Genomic DNA, 14,944 nt, shown 5'->3' on the forward strand with positions numbered 1-14,944 from the left:
GCTACTTCTCCAGCCGGCCGGTGATGCGAGCCGATGGATAGAGCCCTTCCCACACCCGGTGTCCGGGCGGAAACCCCATGGCCATCAGGCAGTTGATGAGCATCCCGCACGCCAGGAAGTTCGTCGTCTCGTTGACGTCGGCACCGAGCGGCAGGTTCACGGCGTCCCACAGGCGCGTCCATCCGGCGCGGACGGTCTCGCCGAAGGCCAGGTCGCCCTCCTCCTCGGCGGCCGCCACCGCGACGTACATCTGCATCTGCATCAGCAGCCGTTCCGGCCGCTCCTCGATGACCCTGATGTACGCGGCGCCCATGGCGTGCAGGGCCGCTTCGCCCTCCAACCCCTCGGCGGCCTCCTCGAAGGTGCGGATGGTGTCCTCGACGCAGCGTTCGGCCGCCGCCAGGAAGATCGCCTTCTTGCCGGGGAAGAGGCGGAAGAGGTACGGCTGCGAGACCCCGACCCGCCTGGCGATCGCCTCGGTGGACGTGCCGTGGTAGCCGCCGCGCGCGAACTCGCTGATCGCGGCGCGAACCACGCTCTCGCGCCGCTCGGCTGCGCTCATCCTGACCATGCCTGGAAGTTAGTGCTCAATCACTAACCAAGTCAAGGGGAGGTGGCAGGAGTGGGCGTGAGGGAGTGCGGGGTGACGGAACGCGGGCAGGGGGCGAGCGCGAGTAAGGGGCACCCACCCTTGATGGGCGCTCCTTACCCTCACCTCTTCCCTCAGGCCAGTCGTACGACCGCCCGGGACATCCCCAGCACCTTCTGGCCGCCGCTCGTCGCGGTCAGGTCCACGCGGACCGTGTTGTCGTCGAGCTTGGCACCGACCTTGCCGCTGACCTCGATCACGGCGCCCCGGTCGTCGTTCGGGACGACGACGGGCCTGGTGAAGCGGACGCCGTACTCGACGACCGCACCCGGGTCGCCGGTCCAGTCGGTGACCACGCGGATCGCCTCGGCCATGGTGAACATGCCGTGCGCGATGACGTCCGGCAGGCCCACCTCCTTGGCGAACTTCTCGTTCCAGTGGATCGGGTTGAAGTCCCCGGAGGCCCCCGCGTAGCGCACCAGTGTGGCGCGGGTCACGGGGAAGGTCTGGGCCGGCAGCTCGGTGCCGATCTCGACGTCGTCGTACGCGATCTTCGCCGTCATCGCTTCCTCACGCCCCCTCGTCCGCCGCGCGCGCCACCAGCTTGGTCCAGGCGGTCACCACGTGCTCGCCCGCCTCGTCGTGCACCTCACCGCGGATGTCGAGGATGTCGTTGCCCGCCATGGACTTGATCCCCTCGATGGTGGAGGCGACCGTCAGCCGGTCACCGGCGCGCACCGGGCGGCTGTAGGCGAACTTCTGGTCGCCGTGCACCACACGGCCGTAGTCGAGCCCGAGCTGGGGGTCCTCGATGACCTGTCCGGCGTCCCTGAAAGTGATCGAGAACACGAAGGTCGGCGGGGCGATCACATCGGGGTGGCCGAGCGCTTTGGCGGCCTCGGGGTCCGTGTACACCGGATTGGCTTCCCCCACCGCCTCGGCGAACTCACGGATCTTCTCCCGGCCCACCTCGTAGGGCTCGGTGGGCGGGTAGCTCCGCCCCACGAAGGACTGGTCGAGCGCCATGGCCCGGCACCTCCTGATGTCTGCTGTGATGGCCCACGAATCGGCTGGTCACCAGCCGGTGAAACGACGCGAGGCCGCCCCCGGTGTGGGGACGGCCTCGCGTACGAGCCTGATTATCGCGTTTCGCGGTGCGCGGTGTGCGCGTTGCAACGCGGGCAGTGCTTCTTCATCTCAAGACGGTCCGGGTTGTTACGCCGGTTCTTCTTGGTGATGTAGTTCCGCTCCTTGCACTCCACGCAGGCCAGCGTGATCTTCGGGCGGACGTCGGTGGCAGCCACGTGAGTGCTCCTTGACGAACGGATAGGACTGATTCAACGCAAGAAAGAGTAGCCGATCGAAGGACCGACCCCGCAATCGGCTACTGTCAGTAGCGGTGACCGGACTTGAACCGGTGACACAGCGATTATGAGCCGCTTGCTCTACCGACTGAGCTACACCGCTGTGATGCGATCGGTCCCGCCTTGCGACGGGAACCTTTCACACCAGAGCCCCAATACGGAATCGAACCGTAGACCTTCTCCTTACCATGGAGACGCTCTGCCGACTGAGCTATTGGGGCGAGCGATGAAGACATTACACGCTCGGCAGCCGTTCGCCCAAATCCGTTTCGGGCCCCCCGACACCAGGCCCCGGACCGGCCCCCGGCCGACCCTCGGCCGACCCTCGACCGGTCCGTCACGGGTCTCCCGGCGACCCCGTCGGCCCCCTCCGAGGCGCCGCACGCGCGTGTGCCCGACGGCCGTCCCCCGAGGCGGACCACGCCGGTACGACTATTGCGCTCCTCCCCGCCCTGTGCCGCTCGTCACCCTAGGCTCGACTCACTCTGCGTGATCTTGCGCCCTCACCCGGCCCCCACTGCTGCGTCCTCACCCGGCCCCGCCCGAGGCCGCAGCCCGATCCCTGGAGCGCGATGCCCGACAGCCAGCCGCAGCCGCCCCCGTCGTCGCCGGACTCCTCGGGCTCCTCGGGACAGCCCGACAGGGCCGCGCTCCTGCTGTGCGGGGCCCGGCTCACCGACGGCCGGACCGTGGACGTGCGGCTGGCCGACGGGCGCATCGAGGCGGTCGGTACGGCCGGCAGCCTGGCGCCGGGGGCCCGCACCGGCGCCACACGCGTGGACCTCGGCGGATATCTCTTGCTGCCGGCCCCGGCCGAACCCCACGCCCACGCCGACACCGCCCTGTCCGCCGAGCGCGGCGGGCCGGTCTCGTACACCCCCGAGGACGTCCAGCGCCGCGCGACGGAGGCGGTGCTGCTGCAACTCGGGCACGGGGCGACGGCGCTGCGGGCGCACGTGCGCGTGGGCGATGTGCAGGGGCTGGGCGCGCTGGCCGCCGTTCTGCGGGCGCGGCGGTCGTTGCAGGGGTTGGCGGAGCTGACCGCGGTGGCCGTGCCACGGCTGCTGACCGGTACGGCCGGCGCGGACGGGCTCGCGATGCTGCGGGACGCGGTGAAGATGGGCGCCTCCGTGGTGGGCGGATGCCCGGACCTGGACCCGGACCCGACGGGTTACGTGGAGGCGGTGCTGGAGGTGGCCTCCGAGCACGGCTGCCCGGTCGACCTGCACACGGACGCGGTCGATCCCGCCCGGCTGTCCCGGCTCGCGGCCATGGCGGGTGGCCTGCGCCCCGGCGTGACGATCGGTCCGTGCGCCGGCCTGTCGCGCCTGCCCGCCGGGTCGGCCGCCCGGGTCGCGGAGCGGCTCGCGGCGGCCGGTGTGACGGTGGTCTGCCTGCCCCAGGGCGGCTGCGGCGGGGCCGACGGCCGGGGCATGGTTCCGGTACGAGTCCTGCGCGCGGCCGGGGTGCGGGTGGCGGCCGGCAGCGGCGCCCTGCGGGACGTGTCGAACCCCGTGGGACGGGGCGACCCCCTGGAGGCGGCCTACCTGCTCGCGTCCCGCTGCGGTCTGCGGGCCGAGGAGGCCTACGACGCGGTGAGCACGTCCTCCCGCGCGGCCCTCGGCCTGCCCGAGGTCCGGGTGGAGGCCGGCTTCCCCGCCGAACTCCTCGCTCTGCGCGGTGACCACCTGGCCGGTGCGCTGTCGCTGGCGTACAGCAGGATCGTGGTGCACCGGGGGCGCGTGGTGGCGCGCACCAGCGCGGTCCGCGAGTACTGCAACTCCGCCGTGACGACCGAACTGGGCCTGCCCCGACAGGGCCGCAAGGAACTCTCCTAGCGACGGTGTGCGCCGATGGGGCGGGTGCCAAGTCGTGCGGCGGATGCGTCCCTTCGGGCGTACGGTCGGAATCATGCGCATTGTCATCGCTGGTGGTCATGGTCAGATCGCGTTGCGGCTGGAGCGGCTGCTCTCCGCGCGCGGGGAAGAGGTCGCGGGGATCATCCGCAGGCCCGAACAGGGCGACGATCTGCGGCAAGCCGGTGCCGAACCGGTTCTGCTCGACCTGGAGTCGGCCTCGGTGGAGGAGGTCGCGGCGCATCTGCAGGGCGCGGACGCGGCGGTCTTCGCGGCGGGCGCGGGCCCGGGCAGCGGCGCGGCCCGCAAGGAGACGGTGGACAAGGGCGCGGCGGTGCTGTTCGCGCAGGCGGCCGTCCGCGCGCGGGTACGCCGTTTCGTGGTCGTCTCCTCGATGGGCGCGGATCCGGCACACGAGGGCGACGACGTCTTCGACGTGTACCAGCGCGCCAAGGGCGAGGCCGACGCGTACGTGATGCGGCAGGACGCCCTGGACTGGACGATCCTGCGGCCCGGCAGCCTGACGGACGACGCGGGCACCGGTCTGGTCCGCCTGGAGGCGCATACAGGCCGGGGACCGGTCCCGCGCGACGACGTGGCCGCCGTGCTGGCCGAACTGGTGGACACCTCGGCCACGGCCGGCCTGACCCTGGAGCTGATCAGCGGGTCCACCCCGGTGTCGGTGGCGGTGAAGTCGGTGGCCGGGAACTGAGGCCGCGCACCGTTCGTTGAATGCTCCGACGGCTCCGACGGCCGGTCCGGCAGGGAGCGCCCGACCGGTCGCCGACCCGTCAGAAGAGCGACAGCTGCCCGGGGAAGTCCGGCACCGCGTATCCGTCCAACGCCGGCTGGACCGCCCCGAGTTGCGCCTGCCGTCGCGAACCCGCGCACGAGACGAATCCCCCGCTCTCCCGCGCGCCGGGCGGATCGTGCCGCGCGAAGCGCCCTGCGACGACGGCGATGTCGCGACGGCACACCGGACAGGTTCTGCGACGGGAGGACATGGCCCCAGTGTGCCCCGAGCGGACACAACACAAAGAGACCCCCTCGGGACTGTGTTTCCACAGTCCCGAGGGGGTCATCCCCAAAGTGGCGGCGCCAGGATTCGAACCTGGGAAGGCGAAGCCGGCAGATTTACAGCGGGCCGCTTTCAGTGCCCCTGAGCTGCTGCTTTTCTGACGATCTCCTCACCTGGGGAACACCTGGGGGAATCCTCGGGTCAGACGAACTCGTACTGAAGCTCATAGAGGTGCCCGGCCTTGGCCATCACCGTGACCTCGATCGGACGTTCTCCGTCGCTGTAGACCACCCGGAACGTGCGAAGCACGGGGAGACCACTGGGCAACTGCAACGCCTCGAACTGCTCCTGGGTGGGCACCCGGGCCGACACCCGGTCCACCGTATTGCGCGGCGGGTACCCCATCTCTGCGAGCAGGGCGGGCGTTCCGCCGCGAATCTTCCGGCGCTCGGCCATCGCTGTCCCCCTGGCAAGCTCGACAGGGTAGTAGGACTTCACCAGCTCCACCGGCACGTCGTCGTACGAGAGCACTTGGCTCCGCATGACGGCCGTTTCCCCCTCGGCCAGCCCGAGTGCTGCGGTCACGTCCGCTGGCGGCTGCACTTCCGCGACATCCACCAACTCGATACTTCCGCGCTTGCCCCGCCGGCTGGCCACGGTGAGCCATGAGTACTGCTCGCCAGGGGGCGCCGGCTGCCCCGTGTCGGCCGGTCGGATGGTCTCCTGCCGGTGCTCCCGAACCGTGACGCTCGCACCAGCGCGGCCGACCACGAGTCGTTCGTCCTTGAGGACCTGTAGCGCCTTCTGCACGGTCGCGTTGGATGCCTCGAACCGATCCTTGAGCCGCTGAGTCGACGGGAGACTGGCCCCGGGCGGGAGATCGCCCGACATGATCTCGTCGCGCAGATCAGCCGCGATGCGCTCGTGAAGGGGACGCCGATCGTAGGCGTCTTGCTCAGCCTTGGGCACGTTCAGCTCCTCGGTTCGAGTTCGTAACGAAGTCGCTGCCCGCTCGCAGGGAAGACGGACACGTCCACCTGGAAGGGCCGCCCGTCCGCGTCCAACGTCACCCTGGTCATGCACAGAACAGGGTCGTCGTCCGCGAGGTCGAGCACTCGCCGTTCAGCTTCAGTGGGCATCCGCGCTGAGACTTCCTCGCGGACGCGATGCGCGGTGTAGCCCAGTTCCGCGAGGAGTGTGACCGCGCCACCCCGGATCTTGGCGGCTCCCTCCAGCCGAGTGCCACGGGCGATGTCCACCGGGTAGTAGGTGTCGGTCAGCTCGGTCGGCTGGTCATCGAGATAGATGATCCTCTGCCTCACTACGACGTCAGCGCCGTCCCCGATGGCGAGCAGTGTCGCCACCTCCTCAGGCGCGGGCACCTCGCCGGCCTGGACGATGCGCTGACTGCCCACACCCCCCTTGGCTGCGGCTTCGTCCTGCCACGCGTCACGCTCACCCTTCGCCCTGGGCACCACGTACGGCACCGAGCTACTGACCCAATCACTGCTGCTCATCTGGTCCCCATCTCAGTCCGTTGGGCTGCCAACCTCGCCGCTTTACACAGTAAGCGATACGCCCCACGCCTCAACCTTGCTACCTTTCGCGAATAGCGATACGGTCAGTCTATCGCCACCGCGCAAGCGGAAGCGAAACGGAGGGGCCTTCTCTGGGCTGCTTCGTGGCCTTGTCGGTTCGGGATTGCTCGTGCAAGTGGGGCCCTGAGCTGGTCGTTCCTTGAGAACTCAACAGCGTGTCTGAGGGAGTCCCGCCCCACCTCCGCAAGCAAGAGGGCGGGCGCGTGCAGGTTCTGCTCCTGTGCGCGGTACAGCGCGACCTCAACCACTTCGCAGCGCTCTGAGCTGCGCCGGTTGCCTCCGCTGCTCGTCTCGTACGAGCAGCGCTGAGGGGAGCCGGATCTACCGACTTCAACGGCGTGAGCCCCCGGAGCTGCAACTCCGGGGGCTCTGTTCGGGCCGTTCACCTTGAGAGGACACGACCCAATGAGCGACATCGTCACTGTTCAGGAAGCTGTTACCGCGTTCGCCGACTGGAACGAGCCGACGGATGCAGAGCTGGACGCCATCGACCGGGAGATGCCGGTCATCCTCGCGGACATCGACCTGTTGGACGCGTACATCGTCACCCTCGACCGCACGCCGACCGAGCTGGATGAGCGCCGCCTTCGCCGGGCCCGTCGGCGGGCGCTGGCCGCGCGGGTGGAGCTGACCAACCACGCGGTCACGGCCGCGGGGGTCGGGGCGTGAACGCCGTTCAGATCCGTTCAGCCGAGCGCGCGTTGTCCATCGGCACGTGGCTGATCGTGGCGGGCGCCATGCTCTATTCGATCCTCACCGTCACCCCGCTGGCCGCCGCGCACACGCCGGCCAAGTGGGCGTGGACGGCGCCGATCCTGCCGACCGTGGTGGATGCGGCTGTGCTGATCGTCGTCCGCCTGGATGCCGTACTGGCTCTGCTCGGGGGACACGGCGGCAGTTGGCCGATCGTCCTGCGCTGGATGACCGGCTGCATGACCCTCGCTCTGAACGTTGCGGACTCCGCGCTGCGAAAAGACCTGGTGGGCGTGGCCGTACATGCGGTCGCTCCGCTGTTGCTGATCGTCACCGCTGAGGCGGGACTTGCTTACCGGCGTGCGATCGCCGCGGCGGTGGCCGCGGTGGAGGAGCGGCAGCAGGCACAGCGGGAAGCTCGCGAGCAGGCGGCTGCCGAGCGCCGTGAGGAGGCCGTGCGGCTGGCCCGTGAGGAGCGCGAGCACGCCGCGCTGTTGGCGCGTGAACAGCGTGAACACGAAGCCCGCCTGATCCGTGAACAGGCCGAGCGCGACGAGCGGGCCCGCCGCGAGGAACGTGAGCGCGCCGCCGCCCGTGAGGAGGCCGAGCGAGCCGAGCGTGAACGGGCCGAGCGCGAGCGTGAACACCAGCAGCGGGAGCGTGAACGCGCTGAGCGCGAGGAGGCCGAGCGCCGCGAGCGGGAGCGGGCCGCGCGGGCGGAGCGTGAACGCCGTGAACGGGCCGAGCGTCATGCTCGGGCCGAGCGTGAGCGCGCCGCCCTGCTGGCCGCCGGGCCCGCGACTGAGAAGCTCCCGGAGGAGCAGGCCCGCGCGACGGTCCAGGCCGCGTTCGAGGCGGGCCTATCGGTCCGGTCCGCGGCCGAGCTGTGCGGCTGGTCGGTGGGCTGGGTCTCCACCCGCTACCAGGAGTTCCGCGACGCCGGCCACCCGACGTTCGAGGCTGACGGGGCGATGGTCTGATGCCCACGGCCTACACGAAGTGCTTCGACCCGAACGGGGCCCGCTACGGCATACCGACCTTCCCGTGGCGCATGGCCCCGGACGGCTACGCCACCCGCCGGCAGCTCCGTGCTCGGGGCTTACGGCCCGGCGGTCAGCCGATCGCCGCACAGGTGATGGTGTTCAACCGTCGCCACGGCGCCCGGGTCGCCTTCCTCTACCGGCTCGACCTGGCCAAGCCGGTCCGGCCGATGACGTCGCGGAAGTGGGGCGCGCTCGCTTTGGCGATGCTCGCCCGCCGTACCTGCCCGCGCTGCCTGCTCGACGTTGGCTACTGCATCCCCACCTCGCACGGCATCTGCGGCCTGTGTCTGGCCGCCGAAGAACAGCGCGCCGCCTGACCCTTCAACCTGGGAGTTTCGCTGTGTCCAGCCGTACCCGTTCCCGTGGCCTGAAGACGGCCGCGGGCATCCACACCGTCCACATCCCGCGCTCGCGCGGGCGCCGTTCCCAGCCGTTCGTGGTCGTCGTCCCCGAGCACCCGAGCCTGACCCGCGAGGCACTCGGCTTCCTGGGCCGGACGCTGTGGCGCTTCCGCCACGCGCTCGCCCCCACCTTCCTGGCCCTGGCGGCGTGGCCGCTGACTGCCATCCTGCACGCCCTCGCCTGGTGGTCCGGCCTCCTGCTCGCCCCCGTCGCCGCAGCCCCGCTGCTGTGGCTCGGCTTCGTCCAGTTCCGCCGACCCGCCCGGGCCGCCGCATCGGCCTGGCGGGTGGGCCTGGCCCTGCTCGCCACCGCTGCCGTCACCTGGGCCGCGCTCGCGGCCGGGTTCGGGCCTCTCGCGGGTCCGCTGCCGCTGATCTGGCTCCTGACCTGGCTCACCGCGCAGACCGCTTGGCTCATCGTCCGCTCCCGCTGACCCGAGGAGATCACTCAATGGCAGACAACGGATCCGCCAAGCAGGTTCGCGACTTCGCGAACCGGCAGGCAAGCCAGCCGTTCACTCACCCCCGGCACATCGACGGAGCCAACGGCTCCTACGCCAAGGGCGCGGTGAACAGCAAGAACTTCGGCGCCTCGTTCGCACCCGGGTTCACGATCAACGTCAACGCGGGCAACAAGACCACGAACGGCTCCGGGTCGTCCGGCGGCCATGGTGGCGGCTCGCGGAGCGAGTCCCTGCTTCCCGCCCCGGAGTTCGGCTCCCCGGCGCAGGTACGGCAGTACTGCAACACCCTGCGCGCCGCCGCCGTGACCTTGTCCATCGAGGTCGCGATGGGGGCCGAGATCCTCAAGGGCGTGCTGGCCGCGGTACCGGATCCTCAAGGCCGCATGGGCGGCTCCCGGGTGCGCGCCAACAAGGTGGCCCGCAAGATGCGCCGCTCCGCCGACGCGTTGCGGGATGCCGCGAAGAACGCCGCGGCCGCCTACTCCACCTTCCAGCAGGAGTACGAAGAAGAGATCAACCGCGTCCGTCACCGCGCCCGGCGTCCGGCTCAGCCGGTCATCAACTGGGCCCAGCAGTAAGGAGGCTCACCGATGGCTGAGCGCAACGCACAGCAGCAGCTTGCCGAGCTGCTCGAAGTCCAATTGCAGGGCGGCTCGGACGCCGGCGGGGTCGGCAAGTATCTGCTCCACCGGGCCAAGCCCCACCTGCCGCCGTGGCTAGGGTGGGCCGGTACCGGCCTGGCCGGAGTCCTGGGCCACCTGCGGTGGGCCGACAGCGCCGGGGCGGCCGTCGGCCTCACGCTGGGATCGGTGGCGCTGACCGGTGCCACCTGGCTGATCGGCAAGAACACCAGCCAGCAGCGGCGTTTGCACTCAGCCATCACCGTGGCCGCGGGCTCCGCCTGGCTGACCGCGGCCTGCCTCGCCGGACCCACCGCCGGGCCGATCGGCGACCTGTACCTGATGGGCGGGCCCGTCATCGCCCTGTCGTGGAACGTGCGGATGGTTCTGCGGCACAACCCGGACGCGGCCGGCGAAAGCAGCGACAAGGGGCTGATGGAGAAGATCGGGCTCGCGCGGGCGCAGATCGGTGCGGCGAAGGTGGAGCCGAACCGGGTCACCGCGCCGGTCGCCCTGGAAGCCGGCACGCAGACCAACGACGACATGACCAAGGCCCTGAGCAATATCGCCTCTGCGCTGGATCTGCCGACGTCCGCTGTCCGCTACACCCCGGACCCTGGATCCGCCCGGCGCGGGGAACTGGTCATCGTGCCGGAAGACATGCTCGCCGAAGTCGTCGAATGGGCGGGCCCGTCGAACCTCGGAGGGTCGATCGCCGAACCGCTGGTCATCGGCCGCTACGACGACGGTGCCGCGCTGGTCATCTGGCTGCCGGGCGACCCGGACGCCGGCCGCAACTCCACCCACGTCCTGGTCGCGGGCGGTACCGGCTCCGGCAAGGGCGACGCCGCGCTGAACCTGCTCACAGAGGTCCTCTCCCGCCGCGACGTCATCGTGTGGTTCTCCGACCCGAAGGCGTTCCAGGACTTCGCCACCCTGCGCCCCGGGCTGGACTGGGCAGCGGAGGGCGGCACGTCCACGGAGGTCATGGTGGCCGCGGTCGAGGCCGCCATCCCGGCGCGTACGCGCTGGCTGGGGGCCCACGGCTACCGGCAGTGGGTCCCCGCGGCGGCGCAGCAGCAGAACAGCCCCGAGCACACCTGCCGCTCGGACGGGCGGGCGTGTGGCTGCGAAGGGATGCCGTTCCTGGTGGCCTGGTTCGAGGAGGCCGCCAACACCCTGCGCGCGCTGGGTGACGACGCATTCACGGGCATCGCTCAGGAGGCCCGGTCGGCGGGTATTTCGCTGATCGTGTCGCTTCAGCGGCCGTCCTACGACCAGATGTCCACGAGCACCCGCGCCTCCCTGCCATCCGTGATCGCACTGGGCTGCGACGCCCGCGATGAGGGGTTCTCGCTGCCGGATGAGGTGCTGGCCGCTGGCGCCCACCCCGGGGCGTGGGGCAACCGGCGCCCGGGCTACTGCTACGTCGTCTCTCCGGGCATCCCAGAGGACCGTTACCCCTCCCCGGGCCGCACTCGGCGCTTCACCCACCGGGCCGTGCCGGTCATGGAACTGCTCGCCACCTGGGCACAGCGCAACGGCGCCACCGCCGACCCCGTCACCGCCGGCGCCGCCGCCAGCGTCGCCGGACGCGCCTACGCCGGCCGTGCCACGGCCGGCACCGAGCAGCCGACCGCGCTGCGGGCCGTCGAGCAGGAAGAAGACGACATGGAGCAAGCCGGCCTGCTGGTCGACCCCGAGGACCAGGACATCGACCCCGAAGCCGAACTCCCCGAGCCGGAGCAGGGCGACGATGCCCCGATCTTCGGCCAGGACACCGGCCGCAAGCCCTCCCCGGAGGAGGCCCGGCGGCTGTTCGCTCAGGCACTGGAGGAGTTCGAGCGCGAGGGACGCATGATCGTCGGCCCGAAGGACTTCACCGACTGGTGCGACCGGCACAACCTCTCACGCCCGTGGGTCTCCGCCCGCCTCAAGGACGCGGCCATCGACGGCCGGCTGGAGCCGACCAACACCACCGGCCGGTGGCGCATCGTCCCCGCCCTGACGGCCGCCTGACGCCTGACACCGTCACGGTCGTCTGACACCCAAACCCCTAGGCAAACCCGGTGTCAGAAACGCGTGACGCCCCCCGCGTGACACCCCTGACACCCGTCTCTGACACCCGACCCGCGGGCCCGCCGCGCGCACCCACGCGCGGGCCCGCAGCCGTCCCGAAGGAGTCGCCGTGACTCACCTCGAACGCCCCGGAACCGTCGAAGTCCACCACCCCGAGCCGATCACCGTGTACCCGCCCGCCGCACCCCTGGAGCCGGCACAGCCGGGGCCGCCACCGGCCGTGCAGAGCATCGTGCTGCCCGACGGCCGCGTAATCACCGGCTACGCCCTCACCCCCACACCCGCCCCGCTCCCGGCACCGGCCGAATCCCGACCGGCCGTCTCCCGCGCCGCGGTGAACATCGCTCTCGGAGGCATCGGGTTCGGCGCGGTGTGCGGCGGGCTGGTCCTGCTCACCTCGTTCATCGCGGCACTCGCCGCGTTCATCCACCAGCTCATCATCCTCGCCGCGGTCATCTTCGGCGGATGGATCGCCGTGCAGGTCTTCGGCCCGAGCCACTCCGGCGGGGGCGGGACCACGGTCAACATCCGCAAAGCCGTCATCAAGCGCAGCCACTTCCACGGCTAGCTACGCCTAGGGCGGCCCGCTTCTCGCCAAAGTCCCGGGCCGCCCTGGTCTCCAGTCCGCAACAGACCTATTGGAGGTCTCCAGCATGACCCATGACGCCCGTTCCGCGCTGCTGCGCGCGGCACTGGACGCCGCCGCACGCGGCTGGCACGTCTTCCCTCTCCGGCCTGGCGCCAAGCGCCCCGCCCTGCACGGCGAGGCCGCCTGCACCGGAGCCGGCGAATGCACGCACGGCCACCGGAAGTGGGAGCAGCGCGCCACCACCGACCCGGACCGCATCCGCGCCGCCTGGTCCCGCGCCCCGTTCAACGTCGGCATCGCCACCGGCCCGTCCGGGCTGGTCGTGGTCGACCTCGACATGCCCAAAGAAAAGGGCAGTTCGGACGCGCCTAGCGGCGCGGCAACCTTTGAGGCGCTCTGCGAGCGCGCCGGCCACACCGTCCCCGACACCCACCGGACCCGGACCGCGAGCGGTGGACAACACCTCTACCTCGCCGCCCCGTCCGGCGCACGGCTCGCCAACACCGCAGGCACCCTCGCCCCGTTGGTCGACACCCGGGCATGGGGCGGCTACGTCGTCGCCGCAGGCAGCATCACCGCCGCCGGACCGTACGAGACCGTGAACGACTCCCCCGTAGCGGCGCTGCCCGTATGGCTGCTGCGGCTGCTCGAACCGGCTCCCGTACAACCAGCCGCACCGCTGCGGCTCCCGGCGGTCAGCGGCTCCCGTGCCGCCGTGGCCGCGCTGGAAGCCGAGTGCGCTGCGGTCACTGCCGCGCCGGAGTCGATGCGCAACATCACGCTCAACCGGTGCGCCTTCAAGGTGGGGCGCTTCGTCGCATGGGGCGACGTCCCCCGGCACGTGGTGGAAGAGGCCTTCCAAGCGGCGGGGGAGGCGCACGGACTCACCGCTGCGGAGTGCCGCGCCACGATCCGCAGCGCCCTGGACGCGTCCATCCGCAAGGCCCGGCCCCGGGATGCGGCATGAACACACGACCCCGCCTCCCCTTGGAAGGCCAACCCACCGTAACGACCGGCCCGCACGCCGCCGGACGGGCCGCGCCTCAGGCGACCGTGGGCGCCCGAAGGGTCGTCGCCGAAGGCGTCCCTTCAGCTCTTCGTCCTGACCCGCCGCAGGGCGACGGCCGGTACCCCATCGCGTGGCTGCGCATCACCGCACCGCGCGGCGCGGTACCCACGGCCACCTCGACGTGCCTGTGCGGCAGGGACCGCAGCGCCGTCGGCCACGGCAAGGTGCTCGCCCTGATCACCGACCACGAAACCCACCGCGACCTCTGCCCGCTCCGCACTCCCCAGGAAGGGAGGACCGCCGCATGACCGACACCATTGACGGGGCCGCACTGCTCGACGAGGTGGAAGCCTTCCACCGCCGCTTCAACGTCTTCCCCACCGAGGCCGCCTACGTCGCCGTCACGCTGTGGGACGCGCACGCCCACCTGCTCGACGCGTTCGACTCCACGCCCCGCCTCGCCTTCCTCTCCCCGGAACCCGGCTCAGGCAAGTCACGGGCGCTGGAGGTCGTGGAGGCCCTCGTGCCGCGCGCCATGGCGGCCGTGGACGCCTCCGCCGCCGCGCTGTTCCGCTCCGTCTCAGGAGTCGACGGCGGCCGTCCCACGATCCTGTTCGACGAGATCGACACCATCTTCGGCCCGAAGGCCGGAGAGAACGAGCAGCTTCGCGGGTTCATCAACGCAGGCCACACCCGCGGGCGCCCGATGTACCGGTGCGTCGGAGACGGCGCCAACCAGCAAGTACAGGGCTTCCCCTCGTACTGCGCCGTCGCGGTCGCCGGACTCGGCTCACTGCCCGACACGATCATGACCCGGTCCGTGATCATCCGCATGCGCCGCCGGGCCCGCAACGAGAAGGTCGAACAGTGGCGCACCCGCATCCACGTGCAGGAGGGCAACCAGCTCCGGGACCGTCTCGCCAAGTGGGCTGAAACGGTGCAGGAGCAGGTCACCGACGTGTTCCCGGAGATGCCCGAGGGGGTCGCCGACCGGCCGGCGGACGTGTGGGAGCCCCTGCTTGCCATTGCGGACGCGGCTGGCGGGGAGTGGCCCCGACGGGCGCGCGAGGCCTGCGTGACTCTAGTGACCGCGTCCAAGGCCAACGACAAGGGCAGCCTGGGGGTTCGACTGCTGGCCGACCTGCGCGACCACGTCCTGGTCGGCATCGACCGCCTGCCCACCGTCGCCATCCTCGACCGGCTCAACGCCCTCGACGACGCCCCCTGGGCCGACCTCCACGGCAAGCCGCTGGACAACCGGCGCCTGTCGAAGATGCTCGCGGAGTACATGACGGCGGACAACGAGCCGATCACCTCCCGCAACATCAAGACCGCCGGGAGCGTCCTCAAGGGCTACTACGCCACCGATCTGCACGACGCGTGGGACCGGTACCTCCCTCCACCCCCGCAAAGTCCGCTACCTCCGCTACCCGGCACGGAAAACGTGGCCTGACCTGCACCAACGGGGTAGCGGCAACCGGCATCCGGAGCCGCTACCCCGCCGCTACCCATCCGCTACCGCTACCCCTTCCCGCTACCTCGAACAGGCCCCTGACCTGCGCGGTAGCGGCGGTAGCGGAGGTAGCGCCCCTCAGAAGGGGGCCGACGGGCCCCCGGCTCT

General features: G+C 71.0%; 19 protein-coding genes and 2 tRNA genes. 12 read left to right on the top strand and 9 right to left on the bottom strand.

The features are described from left to right. Position 1 precedes the first annotated feature (1 nt). From ACFYMM_RS03145 to ACFYMM_RS03170, 6 genes are all read right to left on the bottom strand, one after another. Positions 2-571 carry a TetR/AcrR family transcriptional regulator gene (locus ACFYMM_RS03145; protein ID WP_388383198.1) on the bottom strand — a complete coding sequence of 190 codons (570 nt, stop codon included), beginning with the start codon at positions 569-571 and terminating at the stop codon, positions 2-4. A 152-nt stretch (positions 572-723) separates the two neighbouring features. Next, on the bottom strand, positions 724-1,152 hold the full coding sequence (locus ACFYMM_RS03150) for a MaoC family dehydratase (protein WP_388383200.1): 429 nt from the start codon (positions 1,150-1,152) through the stop codon (positions 724-726). A gap of 7 nt (positions 1,153-1,159) precedes the next feature. Next, complete coding sequence (locus ACFYMM_RS03155; protein ID WP_388383202.1) at positions 1,160-1,615, bottom strand: MaoC family dehydratase N-terminal domain-containing protein; 456 nt, start codon at positions 1,613-1,615, stop codon at positions 1,160-1,162. A 113-nt stretch (positions 1,616-1,728) separates the two neighbouring features. Further along, positions 1,729-1,893: a 50S ribosomal protein L33 gene (gene rpmG, locus ACFYMM_RS03160; RefSeq protein WP_003948671.1), complete on the bottom strand. Its 165-nt coding sequence runs from the start codon at positions 1,891-1,893 to the stop codon at positions 1,729-1,731. 90 nt (positions 1,894-1,983) lie between these two features. After that, positions 1,984-2,056 (bottom strand) — tRNA-Met (locus ACFYMM_RS03165). 45 nt (positions 2,057-2,101) lie between these two features. Further along, positions 2,102-2,174: transfer RNA gene (locus tag ACFYMM_RS03170), tRNA-Thr, on the bottom strand. A 351-nt stretch (positions 2,175-2,525) separates the two neighbouring features. On the opposite strand from ACFYMM_RS03170, the gene ACFYMM_RS03175 reads away from it, so the two are divergent. Further along, positions 2,526-3,791: an amidohydrolase family protein gene (locus tag ACFYMM_RS03175; RefSeq protein ID WP_388383203.1), complete on the top strand. Its 1,266-nt coding sequence runs from the start codon at positions 2,526-2,528 to the stop codon at positions 3,789-3,791. Between the two features lie 73 nt (positions 3,792-3,864). Next, positions 3,865-4,521 carry an NAD(P)H-binding protein gene (locus ACFYMM_RS03180; RefSeq protein WP_388383205.1) on the top strand — a complete coding sequence of 219 codons (657 nt, stop codon included), beginning with the start codon at positions 3,865-3,867 and terminating at the stop codon, positions 4,519-4,521. 79 nt (positions 4,522-4,600) lie between these two features. Here the strand turns inward: ACFYMM_RS03180 and ACFYMM_RS03185 are convergent, their stop codons facing one another. The 3 genes from ACFYMM_RS03185 to ACFYMM_RS03195 form a co-directional block, all read right to left on the bottom strand. Continuing rightward, a complete protein-coding gene (locus tag ACFYMM_RS03185; protein ID WP_388383207.1) occupies positions 4,601-4,813 on the bottom strand; it encodes a hypothetical protein in 213 nt (70 codons plus the stop codon). A 215-nt stretch (positions 4,814-5,028) separates the two neighbouring features. Further along, a complete protein-coding gene (locus tag ACFYMM_RS03190) occupies positions 5,029-5,802 on the bottom strand; it encodes a GntR family transcriptional regulator (RefSeq protein WP_388383324.1) in 774 nt (257 codons plus the stop codon). After that, positions 5,799-6,344, bottom strand: coding sequence for a GntR family transcriptional regulator (locus tag ACFYMM_RS03195; RefSeq protein ID WP_388383208.1), 546 nt, complete (start codon positions 6,342-6,344; stop codon positions 5,799-5,801). The genes ACFYMM_RS03190 and ACFYMM_RS03195 overlap by 4 nt, the downstream gene beginning before the upstream one ends. A gap of 486 nt (positions 6,345-6,830) precedes the next feature. Here ACFYMM_RS03195 and ACFYMM_RS03200 point away from each other — a divergent pair, with 486 nt between their 5' ends. From ACFYMM_RS03200 to ACFYMM_RS03245, 10 genes are all read left to right on the top strand, one after another. Beyond that, complete coding sequence (locus tag ACFYMM_RS03200; RefSeq protein ID WP_388383210.1) at positions 6,831-7,094, top strand: DUF6284 family protein; 264 nt, start codon at positions 6,831-6,833, stop codon at positions 7,092-7,094. Next, the gene (locus ACFYMM_RS03205) at positions 7,091-8,098 is read left to right on the top strand and encodes a DUF2637 domain-containing protein (RefSeq protein ID WP_388383211.1); all 1,008 of its coding nucleotides are present in this window, start codon (positions 7,091-7,093) and stop codon (positions 8,096-8,098) included. The genes ACFYMM_RS03200 and ACFYMM_RS03205 overlap by 4 nt, the downstream gene beginning before the upstream one ends. Beyond that, positions 8,098-8,478 carry an RRQRL motif-containing zinc-binding protein gene (locus ACFYMM_RS03210; protein WP_388383213.1) on the top strand — a complete coding sequence of 127 codons (381 nt, stop codon included), beginning with the start codon at positions 8,098-8,100 and terminating at the stop codon, positions 8,476-8,478. Before ACFYMM_RS03205 ends, ACFYMM_RS03210 begins: the two co-directional genes overlap by 1 nt. A 23-nt stretch (positions 8,479-8,501) precedes the next feature. Further along, positions 8,502-8,996 (top strand): hypothetical protein, encoded by a 495-nt coding sequence (locus ACFYMM_RS03215; RefSeq protein WP_388383215.1) that lies wholly within the window; start codon positions 8,502-8,504, stop codon positions 8,994-8,996. Between the two features lie 17 nt (positions 8,997-9,013). After that, complete coding sequence (gene traA, locus ACFYMM_RS03220; RefSeq protein WP_388383216.1) at positions 9,014-9,604, top strand: plasmid transfer protein TraA; 591 nt, start codon at positions 9,014-9,016, stop codon at positions 9,602-9,604. Between the two features lie 12 nt (positions 9,605-9,616). After that, on the top strand, positions 9,617-11,665 hold the full coding sequence (gene traB, locus ACFYMM_RS03225) for a plasmid transfer protein TraB (RefSeq protein WP_388383218.1): 2,049 nt from the start codon (positions 9,617-9,619) through the stop codon (positions 11,663-11,665). A 169-nt stretch (positions 11,666-11,834) separates the two neighbouring features. Next, entirely contained in the window at positions 11,835-12,293 is a 459-nt protein-coding gene (locus ACFYMM_RS03230; protein WP_388383220.1) for a hypothetical protein, read from the top strand. Between the two features lie 85 nt (positions 12,294-12,378). Beyond that, a complete protein-coding gene (locus ACFYMM_RS03235) occupies positions 12,379-13,281 on the top strand; it encodes a bifunctional DNA primase/polymerase (protein ID WP_388383222.1) in 903 nt (300 codons plus the stop codon). Then, positions 13,278-13,631: a hypothetical protein gene (locus ACFYMM_RS03240; protein WP_388383224.1), complete on the top strand. Its 354-nt coding sequence runs from the start codon at positions 13,278-13,280 to the stop codon at positions 13,629-13,631. Before ACFYMM_RS03235 ends, ACFYMM_RS03240 begins: the two co-directional genes overlap by 4 nt. Beyond that, entirely contained in the window at positions 13,628-14,776 is a 1,149-nt protein-coding gene (locus tag ACFYMM_RS03245; RefSeq protein ID WP_388383226.1) for a DUF3631 domain-containing protein, read from the top strand. Before ACFYMM_RS03240 ends, ACFYMM_RS03245 begins: the two co-directional genes overlap by 4 nt. Positions 14,777-14,944 lie beyond the last annotated feature (168 nt).

Source organism: Streptomyces sp. NPDC006739 (assembly GCF_042869815.1).
GTDB lineage: Bacteria > Actinomycetota > Actinomycetes > Streptomycetales > Streptomycetaceae > Streptomyces.

Bases quoted from the DNA above. Each gene is read 5' to 3' on its own strand.
- ACFYMM_RS03145 (WP_388383198.1), bottom strand. From the start codon at position 571: ATGGTCAGGATGAGCGCAGCCGAGCGGCGCGAGAGCGTGGTTCGCGCC.
- ACFYMM_RS03150 (WP_388383200.1), bottom strand. From the start codon at position 1,152: ATGACGGCGAAGATCGCGTACGACGACGTCGAGATCGGCACCGAGCTG.
- ACFYMM_RS03155 (WP_388383202.1), bottom strand. From the start codon at position 1,615: ATGGCGCTCGACCAGTCCTTCGTGGGGCGGAGCTACCCGCCCACCGAG.
- ACFYMM_RS03175 (WP_388383203.1), top strand. From the start codon at position 2,526: ATGCCCGACAGCCAGCCGCAGCCGCCCCCGTCGTCGCCGGACTCCTCG.
- ACFYMM_RS03180 (WP_388383205.1), top strand. From the start codon at position 3,865: ATGCGCATTGTCATCGCTGGTGGTCATGGTCAGATCGCGTTGCGGCTG.
- ACFYMM_RS03185 (WP_388383207.1), bottom strand. From the start codon at position 4,813: ATGTCCTCCCGTCGCAGAACCTGTCCGGTGTGCCGTCGCGACATCGCC.
- ACFYMM_RS03195 (WP_388383208.1), bottom strand. From the start codon at position 6,344: ATGAGCAGCAGTGATTGGGTCAGTAGCTCGGTGCCGTACGTGGTGCCC.
- ACFYMM_RS03200 (WP_388383210.1), top strand. From the start codon at position 6,831: ATGAGCGACATCGTCACTGTTCAGGAAGCTGTTACCGCGTTCGCCGAC.
- ACFYMM_RS03210 (WP_388383213.1), top strand. From the start codon at position 8,098: ATGCCCACGGCCTACACGAAGTGCTTCGACCCGAACGGGGCCCGCTAC.
- traA (WP_388383216.1), top strand. From the start codon at position 9,014: ATGGCAGACAACGGATCCGCCAAGCAGGTTCGCGACTTCGCGAACCGG.
- traB (WP_388383218.1), top strand. From the start codon at position 9,617: ATGGCTGAGCGCAACGCACAGCAGCAGCTTGCCGAGCTGCTCGAAGTC.
- ACFYMM_RS03235 (WP_388383222.1), top strand. From the start codon at position 12,379: ATGACCCATGACGCCCGTTCCGCGCTGCTGCGCGCGGCACTGGACGCC.
- ACFYMM_RS03240 (WP_388383224.1), top strand. From the start codon at position 13,278: ATGAACACACGACCCCGCCTCCCCTTGGAAGGCCAACCCACCGTAACG.
- ACFYMM_RS03245 (WP_388383226.1), top strand. From the start codon at position 13,628: ATGACCGACACCATTGACGGGGCCGCACTGCTCGACGAGGTGGAAGCC.